Here is a 13323-nt window from a genome sequence, read left to right as displayed (position 1 = left end):
ATGAAATGACGATCAAATGTATTTGACCGAGAGAATTTCGTAAGAGCGCGCACCACCAGGAGCGGCCACTTCAACAGAATCTTCCACTTGTTTACCGATCAGGGCCCTAGCAATGGGGGAGGAGAGCGAGATTTTTCCTTGTGTCAGATCTGCTTCCACGTCTCCGACAATCTGGTAGGTCTTCTCTTCATCCGTATCTTCGTCAACGATTGTGACCGTGGCGCCAAATTTAATGGTGTCGCCGCTCATTTTTGAGACGTCGATAATGTCGGCAAGCGAAAGATTGGCTTCCAGTTCGGCAATGCGGCCCTCGTTATGGCTCTGTTGTTCCTTGGCTGCGTGATATTCCGCATTTTCGGACAAATCGCCATGTGCGCGTGCTTCCGAGATCGCTGCGATGATGCTAGGGCGATCATGACTGCTGCGTTGTTTAAGTTCTTTTTCTAGCGCCTGATAGCCCGCAGGCGTCATAGGGATTTTTTCCATGTTATTCGGAAAGCCTCCTAAAATTTGGGGCGGTTCCCCACAAAAAAGTTTAGCGCTCCGAGGGTTTTTGCCCTCGAAACGCACATGAATCAGCTCTTATAGGCGTTTCTTCAACGCCTCGATATTAGGAGAAGTAGTCCTGCAAAGGCCGAACTTCAAGCTTCCCTGTTTTATAAGCTTCAATACCCTGTGCTGCAGCAAGCGCTCCAGCGACAGTGGTGTAGTAAGGTACCTTATGCAAAAGTGCAGCTCTGCGCAAATCCCTACTGTCGGAAAGCGCTTTTGCTCCCTCGGTTGTGTTGAAGACCAGTTGCACTTCGCTGTTTTTGATGGCGTCAACAATATGAGGGCGTCCCTCTAGCATTTTGTTGATCTTCTCGCACTCGATGCCATTTTCAGACAAATAGCGCTGGGTGCCTCCGGTGGCGATGATTCGGAAACCAGCGCTTTTGAGGCGTCTTACCGCAGCAAGAATGCGTGGCTTGTCGTCTTTCTTTACGGAGATGAAGGCTGTTCCTTCGGTTGGAACCAGTACACCAGCACCCAGTTGAGATTTTGCAAAGGCAATGGCAAAGTCTTTGTCCAGCCCCATAACCTCACCGGTCGAACGCATTTCGGGGCCGAGCAGTGTGTCGACATTCTGGAACCGTGCAAAGGGGAATACCGCTTCTTTGACAGCAATATGTTCGACATTTTGCGGTTTTAAGTCGAAGGCTGAAAGTTTTTCGCCAGTCATGATGCGCGAGGCCACTTTTGCCACCGGTTTGCCAATCGCTTTGGCGACGAAAGGCACTGTGCGTGAGGCGCGTGGATTGACCTCGATGACATAGATGTCTTTGTCTTTGACGGCGAACTGCACATTCATCAGGCCGACAACATTGAGCGCAATCGCCATGGCTTTGGTCTGGCGTGCCAACTCTTTCTGAATGTCTTCGGACAGCGAATAAGGCGGCAGAGAGCAAGCCGAGTCACCGGAGTGAATGCCCGCTTCTTCAATATGTTCCATGATGCCGCAGATGACGACATCGTCACCGTCACACAAACAGTCCACATCCACCTCGATGGCGCTGGACAGGTAGCTGTCAAACAACAGGGCATTCTGCGCCAGAACTGCGTTGATCTGGCCCGTCTTGTCGTTTGGATATTTCATCCGGACGTCCGGTGGCACCAATTCTGCCAAAGTCATCTGGATGTATTTTTCAAAGGCGTCTGGTGTGCGGACAATTTCCATGGCGCGCCCACCCAACACATAGGATGGACGAACAACAACAGGAAAGCCGATCTGCTCGGCAACGATGCGCGCCTGTTCAATGGAATAGGCGATGCCATTGCGCGGCTGTTTCAACTCAAGGCGATGCAGGAGTTTTTGGAACCGGTCACGGTCTTCTGCCAGATCAATGGCGTCAGGCGACGTGCCAAGGATCGGGATGTGCGCATCCTGCAGGGCTTGTGCCAGTTTCAGCGGGGTTTGACCACCAAACTGAACGATCACGCCTTCCAGCGTTCCGTTTTCCTGTTCTTTACGCAGAATCTCGATTACGTCTTCTTCGGTCAGCGGTTCGAAATACAGCCGGTCTGAGGTGTCATAGTCCGTAGAAACGGTTTCCGGGTTGCAGTTGATCATGATGGTTTCATAACCGGCTTCACCCATGGCAAAGCAGGCGTGGCAACAACAATAATCAAACTCGATACCTTGACCTATCCGGTTTGGCCCACCGCCGAGAATGGCGACTTTTTTGCGGTCAGATGGCCGTGCCTCGCAAACCATTTCGCCATTGAACGGGACTTCATAGGTCGAATACATATAAGCGGTTGGTGAGGCAAATTCAGCGGCACAGGTGTCAATGCGCTTATAGACCGGATGCACATTGAGGCTGTTGCGTAGAGCCAACACGTCTTTGGCAGAGATGCCCGCCAATTCAGCGATTCGTTGATCGCTGAAGCCCATGCTTTTGAGCTTCCGCAGATTCTGCTCATCCTGCGGTACGCCGTGGCTGCGCACGCGTTCTTCCATGTCGACGATGCCCTGAAGCTGATCAATGAACCAAGGATCAAATTTACAGGTCTCAAAGATCTGTTCATGGCTGACACCCAGACGAATGGCTTGGGCAACTTTGAGCAGGCGGTCCGGTGTGGCTTTGGCCAAGGCGGCACGGATGGCGTTTTTGTCGTCATCCTGTCCAAGACCTTCGATTTCCACTTCGTTGACGCCGGTCAGGCCGGTCTCTAGGCCGCGCAAGGCTTTTTGCAGCGATTCCTGGAAAGTGCGGCCAATGGCCATGACCTCGCCTACGGATTTCATGGCCGTGGACAGGATCGGCTCAGCACCGGGGAATTTCTCGAAGGCAAACCGAGGGATTTTGGTGACGACATAGTCGATGGAGGGCTCGAACGAAGCCGGCGTTGCTCCACCGGTAATGTCATTTGCCAATTCATCGAGAGTGTAACCGACAGCCAATTTCGCGGCGACCTTGGCAATCGGGAAGCCCGTTGCCTTGGATGCCAGAGCGGAGGAACGCGATACACGCGGGTTCATCTCGATGACGATCAGGCGGCCGGTTTCCGGATTGACCGAGAACTGGACGTTCGATCCACCGGTTTCAACGCCGATTTCGCGCAGAACTGCCAGTGAAGCGTCGCGCATGACCTGATATTCTTTGTCGGTCAGGGTGAGGGCAGGGGCAACTGTGATGGAGTCGCCTGTGTGCACACCCATTGGATCGAGGTTTTCGATCGAACAAATAATGATGCAGTTGTCGTTTTTGTCCCGAACGACTTCCATCTCATATTCTTTCCAACCAATGATGCTGACTTCCACCAGCACTTCTGTGGTTGGCGAGGCATCGAGGCCTCGTTCGATGATCTCGAGATATTCTTCGCGGTTGTAGGCTACGCCACCGCCGGTGCCACCCATGGTGAAGGACGGGCGAATGATAGCGGGCAATCCTACGGCTTCCAGAGCTTCCAGCGCTTCTGGAATGTTGTGGGCCAAGCGCGATGTTGGTGTGTCCAGACCGATCTTGTTCATTGCTTCGCGGAACAGCTCGCGGTCTTCGGCTTTGTCGATGGCCTCAGCGGTCGCACCGATCATTTCGACATTGTATTTTTCCAACACACCCATTTTGCGCAGCGATAGCGCGCAGTTGAGTGCCGTCTGGCCGCCCATGGTCGGCAAAAGCGCATCGGGACGCTCTTTCTCGATGATTTTTGCGACGATTTCCGGTGTGATCGGTTCAACATAGGTTGCGTCCGCCATGTCGGGATCGGTCATGATGGTCGCTGGATTGGAGTTGACCAGAATGATCCGGTAACCTTCTTCCCTCAAGGCCTTGCAGGCTTGAGTTCCGGAATAGTCAAACTCGCATGCCTGACCAATAATGATTGGTCCTGCTCCGATGATGAGGATGGATTTAATGTCGGTCCGCTTTGGCATAGTGTTTCGCGCTCACGTCAGGGCACCACTCTCCCATTTTATGGGAGACCTGGCCGTTGCAGGTTGGTGTATGCAGATGAGATTTGGATCGCTATAGCGAAATATCGACCGCATTGCCAGTGGGGGGTGCCGTTTTTTTACCTAAAAGGCGAAGTTTTTCGGGTGATTGTCTGGTTTTGGGGGGCAAAGCCAAAAACAGTGGATGAACCGGGCCGAGAAACGAAAAATACGAATTTCGTTTCAAACAAGTCCAATGGCTAAATCCTTTGCCTTTGGTTTGCTTGGCTATTGCCGATTTGGATGCAATCGGCTTGTTAGAAAAGGGCAACTTAAACTTATTCGTCTTCAGTTAAACCGGTTAAATCCAGCTTGCTCGAGTGTTCACCATCATAATCGCCGACACCCGTTTTGAGTGCGTAACAGGCCAGGCGAACCGATTTTGGAATGGTTACGCTCTTTCCGTCACGCGCCCCTTTTTCATAATATTGGATCATGCGTTTTTTTAAGCCCAACAAGTCTGCAGCATCTTTTTGCTTCAGGCCCATAGCGCGTCGCCAATCCCGAAACCGGGTAGCTGACATGGGATCTTTGCTGTTTTTATCTTCTGATTTTGACACGATTTTTATCATCCAGCGCAAAAAGTGCGCTTTTCTATTGACTTGTGTGCACAGTGTGCGCATATTCACTGACATAAGCGCACTTTGTGCAGGTGGCTCGCCCTATTTAAAGCTCAGGCTTGGATGTAGGTCAATGGGTTTTACCGGCAAATTTGGTGCGATGTGAACGGGATCGTTAAAATCCCTTAAAAACTGGAGAAACCCAATGTTGGCCAATCTTGTAGCTAGCCGCGAAACTTTGGGCGTCAATCGTCGGTGTGATGTGCATGAAGTTGCTGTTTTTCGTTGCCTCGTTGCTCGCGTCTGGCGTAGCCTTGTTGCGTAAGCACGCCCAATAAGCCTGCGGACTTTGTCCGCAGCTAATAAAATATTGTATCCCTAAGAAAAGGTCTGCGCCAAGTGCGGGCCTTTTCTTGTTTGTAGACGGGTTTCCATGAGCCAGTCATTCGCTGTTTGGTAGGATGGCGTCAGTATTATCCCCGTATGGCTGCCCTTCTCCCAATTTAGCATTTGCAATCGCATCTTGCCTTCGTCCATTCTGTCGGTGACTGATGGGCGGGGGCGTTCCCCGGTCAAAGACTGACAATTTTAAATAGGCAGGGTCAAACATGCGTTGGCGTGGACGTAGAGAAAGCAGCAATGTCGAGGATCGTCGTGGTCAGTCATCGGGAGGCCTTTCCCGAGGTGGCTTGAAGTTGCCGATTGGGCGTGGTGGCGGCAAACCCAGCCTGATCATGCTGGTTGTTATTGGTGGTGTGCTTTGGATGTTGGGTGTGAGCCCTAGCACCATTATCTCAATGCTGATGGGCGGTGGTGGTTCAATCGTGCCGCAAACCCAGAGCCAACAACAAACGACCCCACAGCAATCGGCTGCCAATGATGAAATGGCGTCCTTTGTCAAAGTGGTGCTGGCCGAAACCGAAGATGTATGGGGTACGATTTTCCAACAAGCCGGACAAAAATATCCAGAACCCAATTTGGTCTTGTTTTCAAATCGTGTCAGTTCCGCATGTGGTGCGGCATCCTCGGCGACAGGGCCTTTCTATTGCCCCGGAGACAAGAAAGTTTATATCGATCTTGGATTCTATCGTGAGCTTAAAACCAAGTTCGAGGCACCGGGCGATTTTGCGCAAGCCTATGTGGTGGCCCATGAAGTTGGCCATCATATCCAAAATATTACCGGCGTTTTACCCAAATTTAATCAGATGCGCCGCTCGATGAGCAAGCTGGAAGCCAATCAGATGTCGATTCGAGTCGAGCTACAGGCCGATTGTTATGCGGGTGTTTGGGCGCACTTTACCAACCAGAAGGGTCTGTTGGAACGAGGCGATCTGGAAGAAGCCTTGAATGCAGCGACGCAGATCGGCGATGATGCGCTGCAGAAACGCACGCAGGGTTATGTGGTGCCAGATAGCTTCAATCATGGCACCTCGGTGCAGCGCAAACGCTGGTTCACTCGGGGATTTGAAAGCGGGAAAGTCAGTTCCTGCGACACTTTCCAAGTGGCTAATCCATAAATTGGGGTAGGCATTTCAGCTGCCCTGAAATACCAACCCTGCATTCAGTATTTTATAAAAAAGCCGCCGGAAACTTGGTTTCCGACGGCTTTTTGTATGAGTCGTTTGCCTGCCTTATTCGGCAATCTGTTCCATGCCTTTTTTCGCGCGGATCAGATTGGTAAAGCGGGTGAACAGATAGTGGCTGTCCTGTGGGCCGGGGGAGGCTTCTGGATGGTATTGAACCGAGAAGATCGGCTTGCTATCCACCGCCAGACCGCAGTTGGATCCATCGAACAAAGAAACATGAGTCTCTGTCACACCTTCGGGCAGGGTGTCTCCATCAACGGCAAACCCGTGATTCATGGAGGTGATCTCCACTTTGTTGGTGGTTTTGTCTTGTACCGGATGGTTGGCACCGTGGTGGCCCTGATGCATCTTGGTGGTTTTAGCTCCGAGCGCCAAGGCCAGCATTTGGTGTCCAAGGCAAATGCCGAACAGCGGAACACCAGACGCAATCACTGTCTTGATCGCACCAACTGCATAGTCACCGGTTGCCGCAGGATCACCGGGACCATTGGACAGGAATACACCATCTGGATTGAGCGCCAGAATTTCTTCGCCTGTCGCGGTTGCTGGCAGAACGGTTAGTTTGCAGCCTTGAGCGGCTAACAGGCGCAGAATATTGCGCTTGATGCCAAAATCAATGGCAACCACATGGAAATCGGGGTTGGCCTGTTTGCCAAAGCCTTCGGGCCAGCTCCAAGGGGTTTCATCCCACTCGAAGGACTTTTCTGTGGTGACATCTTTGGCAAGATCTGCCCCAACCAGACCATTCCAACCTGCGGCTTCTCTCTTGAGGGCCTCAATGTCAAAATTGCCGTCCGGCGTATGGGCGATGACTGCGTTTGCCAGCCCTTTTTCACGAATGTGGGCAGTTAAGGCGCGGGTGTCGATGCCTGCGATGCCAATGATGCCGCGTGCCTTCAACCAAGCGTCGAAATGGCGTGACGACCGGTAATTGGAGGGCTCGGTGATGTCGGTTTTGATCACCGCGCCACGAACGCCGGATGCTTTCTCCAGATCGATTGTTTCGACATCTTGATCGTTGGTGCCGATGTTGCCGATGTGGGGGAAAGTGAAAGTCACGATCTGGCCCGCATAAGAAGGATCGGTGAGGATCTCTTGATAGCCGGTGATCGCAGTGTTGAAGCAAACTTCCGCTACGGCAGTACCGGTGGTGCCGATGCCCTGTCCCTTGATGACAGTGCCGTCAGCCAAAACCAGAAGTGCGGTCGGTTTGAAGTCTTCCCATGGGGCCGGAGTGGGGGCCAGGGTGGAATCGGGTTGAGCCATGCCGAATGCGTCCTGAAAATATGTGTGCTCGTTTGCCGTGGTCGTCGCTTGAACGTCTGGGTGGTAAGGAACCCAAGCAAACAAGGAAACGGGATGAATACGGGAAACGCCTGTTCTCAGAGGTGATGAATTAAGTCAAAAGCATGCCAGCGTCAATGTATCGAGCGTCATTGAACGAGAAATAGTTTCAAGTTGGTTCAGCCTGATGCAATTTTGCGCCGTGTTTGACGGCTTTTGTCAGTGAAAAAGGCTTTGGTTTTGGATGGTAACCAAATAGCCAGCAAATGCGATCCTTGGGTTGTTCTCTTGATTTGACCGATTCTGTTGAGATTTGGTGGGTGATTTTATGGAGCTGAGTGCGTATATATCGGCGCTGTCCAATCTCATATAGTTCAATTATGATTTCGATTTTCACGGGTATGCACGGTTTTGTGGCTTGTCAAAATGAAGATCAATAAGCTGTGAGAGGCCCTGTTGAGATTGGACTTTTGGTCTTCTTTTGGTTTGAAAGCTTGCTTTGTGGTTAGTCTTAAGTAGAATGTTGGCTTGCCTCTTCTGTGCGTTGGCTGTATCTAGCCTAAAGTTTTTGTGAAGGCAGACGGGCTTTCATCGATTGAAGTTGTGACCATATCTATATTTATCGGGCCCGCTATAGCACCCGAATTTGGCCCACTATAAAGCTTGATAAGAGGCAAATATGCGTGAACAGATTACGGAAAACTTGACGCAGGCGATCAAGGCTCAGGACAAACGTCGTATGGCGACTCTTCGGCTGGTGAGTGCTGCTATCAAGGACCGCGATGTTGAAGCACGTGGGAACGGCAAAGAACGTGTGTCTGATGACGAGTTGCTGGAAATTCTGGCAAAAATGGTCAAGCAGCGCAATGAGTCGATAAAGGTCTATGAGGAAGCTGGGCGCCTGGAGCTTGCTGAGCAAGAACGCGAAGAAAAGGCAATTATCAATGAGTTTTTGCCACAGCAAATGGCCGAAGATGAGGTGAGTGCGACCTGCGCCAAGGCCATCGCTGAGCTTGAAGCGGAAGGCTTGAGGGATATGGGTAAAGTGATGTCGCATCTCAAGTCTACCTATCCGGGCCAGATGGACTTTGGCAAAGCCAGTTGTGTTGTGAAGAGTCTGTTACTCTAACTCCCTTCTGAATTGGTTGTTCCCCATTCTTTCTGGCTTGATGTCCGAAACTGCATTTTCTATTTGGGTGACAGACACTTTGAGCTTATCTATATAGCATCTAATCGTGTGTGACCGCGAACCGGCGAGGGGGCAGATCGTTCCTCTTCGGTGGTATCGTTGTTTTTGTCAGTCCCAGTGGTGGTATTCGAGTTTCATTGATGAAGTTTCCGCAAAACCTCTTGGAAGAGATCCGGGAACGGATACCGGTTTCCGATGTGGTTGGTCGCAAAGTGAAATTGCGGCGACAGGGGCGGGAATATGCCGGGTTGTCGCCTTTTAACAAGGAAAAGACACCCAGTTTCTTCGTCAATGACCAAAAGCAGTTTTATCATTGTTTTTCGTCTGGCAAACACGGTGATATTTTTAAATTTCTCATGGAAACCGAGGGGCTTAGCTTTCCCGAGGCCGTGGAAGCGCTGGCCCAACAGGCTGGCGTTGTTATGCCTTCGCCTGACCCGCAAATGCAAAAGCGGGAGCGGGAGCGGGCAAGCCTTTATGATGTTATGGAAATGGCTGCAAAATATTTCCAGCTTCAGTTCAGCGCTGATTTGGGGCGCGAAGCTCGACGATATGTGCAGGGGCGTGGCTTAACGGCGGAAACGCTGAAAACCTTCCGGTTTGGTTATTCGGTCAACAGTCGTGATCACCTCAAGAGCTATTTGCTCGAGCGAGGCATCAGCGAACAGGACATGCTGGAGACAGGGTTGATCATCAAACCGGATGAGGGCCGCAGCACTTATGATCGGTTCCGCAATCGTTTGATGATCCCCATCGAAGATGAAAAAGGTCGGGTTGTGGCTTTTGGTGGCCGCTCCCTTGACCCTGATGGCAAACCGAAATATCTCAATTCGCCGGAAACCAAGCTGTTTTTCAAAGGCACAATGGTTTTCAATGCTCATCGGGCGCGGCAGGCAGCCTATGAGGCTGGGGCGGCCATTGTAGTGGAAGGGTACATGGATGCCATTGCCCTGCATCAGGCCGGTATCCGTCATGTCGTGGCATCGCTCGGTACGGCCTTTACCGAGCAGCAAATTGCCCGCATGTGGCGCTTTTCGAATGAGCCTTATATTTGCTTTGATGGCGATAGGGCAGGTCGTCAAGCCGCACATCGTTCGATTGAACGCATTTTGCCCAGCCTGAAAGCCGGTTATTCTTTTCAGTTTGTTTTCCTGCCCAATGGCAAAGATCCTGATGATCTGGTTCGCGAGGGCGGCACAGATGCATTTCGCACGGTGCTTGGCAAGGCGCGGCCACTGTCTGACGTGATCTGGGAACGGGAGCTTGAGGCGCAGCCGGTTGATACACCCGAACGCAAGGCAGCACTGGAAAAGCGCATCGAGGAATTGCTCAAGACCATCAAGGATGAGCGGGTCCAAAGACAATATCAAATGAGTTTCAAGTCCGCCCTGTCCAACCTGTTCTGGCAACAAGAGCGCCAAAAGCGCGACACGAACCGAGAGCGACGCTATACTGGCGGAGGGGGTAAAGCGGGGCAAGGGGCTGGGCCATCGTCGGCGTTGCAGGCCTCAGCCAATATCTCGCGTGCGCCTGAGGATGGGCGATCAACCGAATATGAAAACTGTCTCATCGGTTTGGCTATTCATATGCCCTATCTGTTTGAGCAATTTGCCGAACAAATTCTCAACTTGCCGTTTCAGAAAAGCAGTCTGGAAGCGTTTAAATTTGTGCTTTCCCATATTATTTTTGACAAAAAGGCCACAACCTACGCCGATATCTATGCGCTATGCCCCAATGACCTGAAAGGGTTGCTGGATGATATGCATGGCATGGAAGTGCGCAACGAGGACGGCACGCTCGTGCGGCCATGGGGCTGGCGTTTGGCTGGCCGGCAGCGGGTTCATCAATTGGCCTATGGTCCCAGTCGTCTGTTTCTGGAGCGTCTGTTCCAGTCCTATTTGAATGTGCTGGAAGTGCGAGAAGTTGAAAATGACCTGCAAAGGGAAATGAGTCAGTTGCAAGGTGCGGTGGATGAAGGGCTGTTTGCGCGAATCCAAAGCCTCACCAACGAGCTGCATCGCCGAAGAGAAGAAAATCTGCGTGAAGAGCAGGAACTTTCTGAACTCTATAATCAAATGAAATCCGCCGGAATCGGCATGACGCTGGAAGATGTGCTGGCCCAATTGGCTTTGCCGCCAGCTTCCTCTTAACGTCTGTTCAAGCGTATTATCATTGCGATTGCTTTGATTTTGGTCCGTTCGGGGCGCTCGAATCAATTAAAGCGTTGAAAATGATTCGAAAAATTGAATTATTTGTCGCTTTTGCCTCTGGTAGGGGTTGCCGAATCGAATCGCTGCGCTAAATATCAGTGTTCGGCAGCCATATGCGCCAATGTCAAGCTGGCGAAGGAATGATTGTTTGCTGCACTACTTCAACGAGATTGGAAACCGGAGACTTTATGGTCTAACCGGCCCGTTTTTATGTGGATATGGTTTGCTTTTTGTATGGCCACGACATTTGATTGGTTTCGGTTAAGAGGCGTTTAACGCCCGCAGCGGTATGAAGGTCATTAGAATCCTGAAAATTCATGTTTTCTTTTGTCTAGAACAAAGCAAATGCATGAAACGGCGTCCGTGTGAATGGATGTAAACTCAGGCACATGTCTGAACGGAGCATCCTTGGAGACAGGAATGGCAACAAAGGCAACACCTAAAGACGATAAATCAAACGCTGAAGGTGCGAGCTCAGACGCGCCTCTTTTGGACATGACTGCATCTGCTGTTAAGTTGATGATCAAGACTGCCAAAAAGCGCGGCTATGTAACCTATGACGAGCTGAATCAGGTTTTACCGTCAGAAGAAGTTTCCTCTGAACAGATCGAAGACACCATGTCCATGCTTTCGGATATGGGTATCAATGTAATCGAGGCTGAAGAAGCCGAAGACAACGAAGCGGCTCCTAACACGACCGAACTGGTTGAGGCCAAGGGATCAACCGCCGTTGCCAAAACGACCACTGGCAAAGAACCCACGGATCGGACCGACGATCCTGTGCGCATGTATTTGCGCGAAATGGGATCGGTCGAACTGTTGTCGCGTGAGGGCGAAATCGCCATCGCGAAACGCATCGAGGCTGGCCGTGAGGCTATGATCGCCGGATTGTGTGAGAGTCCTCTGACCTTTCAGGCAATTATCATTTGGCGCGACGAACTGGTTGAAGGCAACATCCTGCTGCGTGATATTATTGACCTTGAAGCGACCTATGCTGGTCCTGGCAACGAGGAAGATGAAAACGCCGATACAGATGGTGCTGCAGAAGATGGCTCCACAGAAGACGGTGCCGCAAAAGGTGGTGAGGGCGGCGCATCTGCTGTTGCTGCTGTCTCTGGTGCTGCCGGGGCTGCGCCTGTGGCTGGCTCCGCGCCTGCTGCTGGTGCAACAACGGCTGAAGGTGGCGCTGAAACGTCAGAAAATCCGGATGATGATGACGACGATGACGACATGGAAAACAACATGTCTCTTGCCGCCATGGAAGCCGAGCTGAAGCCAAAAGTTCTGGTGATTTTTGACCAGATTGCTGATGATTACAAAAAATTGCGCCGCTTGCAGGACCAGCTGGTTGAAAACCGGATGGCCAACAAGACCCTGTCACCCAGTCAGGAGCGTCGCCATAACAAACTCAAAGATGACATCATCATTGAGGTTAAAAGCCTGTCTTTGAACCAGAATCGTATTGATGCTCTGGTTTCCCAGCTTTATGACATCAACAAGCAGTTGGTTGGCCGTGAAGGCCGTCTATTGCGCTTGGCCGAGGCCTATGGTGTTAACCGGTCTGAATTTTTGAACCAGTATCAAAGTCATGAGCTGGACCCCAACTGGATCCGTCGCGTTGCCAATCTGACCTCGCGCGGCTGGAAAGATTTTATCCAGCACGAAAAAGACCGGATCAAAGAACTGCGTGAAGACATCCAGATGCTGGCGACTGAAACCGGTTTGGAAATTGGTGAATTCCGCCGCATTGTTTCCTCTGTGCAGAAAGGCGAGCGTGAAGCCCGTCAGGCCAAGAAGGAAATGGTGGAAGCCAACCTGCGTCTGGTTATCTCGATTGCGAAAAAATACACCAACCGCGGATTGCAATTCCTCGATCTCATTCAGGAAGGCAACATCGGCCTGATGAAGGCCGTTGATAAATTTGAATATCGCCGTGGTTACAAATTCTCGACCTATGCCACTTGGTGGATTCGTCAGGCCATCACCCGCTCGATTGCGGATCAGGCGCGGACCATCCGTATTCCGGTGCATATGATCGAGACGATCAACAAGATCGTGCGGACATCACGCCAGATGCTGCATGAGATTGGTCGCGAACCAACACCGGAAGAGCTGTCTGAAAAGCTGCAGATGCCGCTTGAAAAGGTGCGTAAAGTTCTCAAGATCGCCAAAGAGCCGATCTCCCTTGAAACCCCGATCGGGGATGAGGAAGATTCACACTTGGGTGATTTCATCGAGGATAAAAACGCCATCCTGCCAATCGATGCAGCCATTCAGGCCAACTTGCGCGAAACAACGACCCGCGTTTTGGCTTCGCTCACCCCGCGTGAAGAGCGCGTGTTGCGCATGCGCTTTGGTATCGGTATGAACACCGACCATACGCTGGAAGAAGTGGGACAGCAGTTCTCTGTGACCCGCGAGCGTATTCGTCAGATTGAAGCCAAAGCCTTGCGTAAGCTCAAGCATCCAAGCCGCTCGCGCAAACTGCGCAGCTTCCTTGATAGCTAGAGTCTATTTG

At 51.4% G+C, this 13323-nt stretch carries 8 protein-coding genes; 4 read left to right on the top strand and 4 right to left on the bottom strand.

What is annotated here, in order from left to right; genetic code table 11:
• Positions 1-12: 12 nt before the first annotated feature.
• The 3 genes from greA to C0081_RS02470 all read right to left on the bottom strand — a co-directional run bounded on the left by greA (position 13) and on the right by C0081_RS02470 (position 4548).
• Complete coding sequence (gene greA / locus C0081_RS02480) at positions 13-486, bottom strand: transcription elongation factor GreA (protein WP_101532197.1); 474 nt, start codon at positions 484-486, stop codon at positions 13-15.
• Positions 487-610: 124 nt separating this feature from the next.
• Entirely contained in the window at positions 611-3919 is a 3309-nt protein-coding gene (carB, locus tag C0081_RS02475) for a carbamoyl-phosphate synthase large subunit (RefSeq protein ID WP_101532196.1), read from the bottom strand.
• Between the two features lie 335 nt (positions 3920-4254).
• A complete protein-coding gene (locus tag C0081_RS02470; RefSeq protein WP_245417843.1) occupies positions 4255-4548 on the bottom strand; it encodes a helix-turn-helix domain-containing protein in 294 nt (97 codons plus the stop codon).
• A 596-nt stretch (positions 4549-5144) separates the two neighbouring features.
• On the opposite strand from C0081_RS02470, the gene ypfJ reads away from it, so the two are divergent.
• Positions 5145-6053, top strand: coding sequence for a KPN_02809 family neutral zinc metallopeptidase (gene ypfJ, locus C0081_RS02465; RefSeq protein WP_101532195.1), 909 nt, complete (start codon positions 5145-5147; stop codon positions 6051-6053).
• 114 nt (positions 6054-6167) lie between these two features.
• Here the strand turns inward: ypfJ and carA are convergent, their stop codons facing one another.
• A complete protein-coding gene (gene carA / locus C0081_RS02460) occupies positions 6168-7388 on the bottom strand; it encodes a glutamine-hydrolyzing carbamoyl-phosphate synthase small subunit (protein ID WP_101532194.1) in 1221 nt (406 codons plus the stop codon).
• A gap of 697 nt (positions 7389-8085) precedes the next feature.
• On the opposite strand from carA, the gene C0081_RS02450 reads away from it, so the two are divergent.
• The 3 genes from C0081_RS02450 (at position 8086) to rpoD (ending at position 13313) form a co-directional block, all read left to right on the top strand.
• Positions 8086-8535 carry a GatB/YqeY domain-containing protein gene (locus C0081_RS02450; RefSeq protein ID WP_101532192.1) on the top strand — a complete coding sequence of 150 codons (450 nt, stop codon included), beginning with the start codon at positions 8086-8088 and terminating at the stop codon, positions 8533-8535.
• A gap of 200 nt (positions 8536-8735) precedes the next feature.
• On the top strand, positions 8736-10745 hold the full coding sequence (gene dnaG / locus C0081_RS02445) for a DNA primase (RefSeq protein ID WP_101532191.1): 2010 nt from the start codon (positions 8736-8738) through the stop codon (positions 10743-10745).
• A 480-nt stretch (positions 10746-11225) separates the two neighbouring features.
• A complete protein-coding gene (gene rpoD, locus C0081_RS02440; RefSeq protein WP_101532190.1) occupies positions 11226-13313 on the top strand; it encodes an RNA polymerase sigma factor RpoD in 2088 nt (695 codons plus the stop codon).
• Positions 13314-13323 lie beyond the last annotated feature (10 nt).

It is taken from the genome of Cohaesibacter celericrescens, from assembly GCF_002866925.1.
In the GTDB taxonomy this organism is placed as follows: Bacteria; Pseudomonadota; Alphaproteobacteria; order Rhizobiales; family Cohaesibacteraceae; genus Cohaesibacter; species Cohaesibacter celericrescens.
This window is presented reverse-complemented; position numbering and strand designations above follow the sequence as displayed.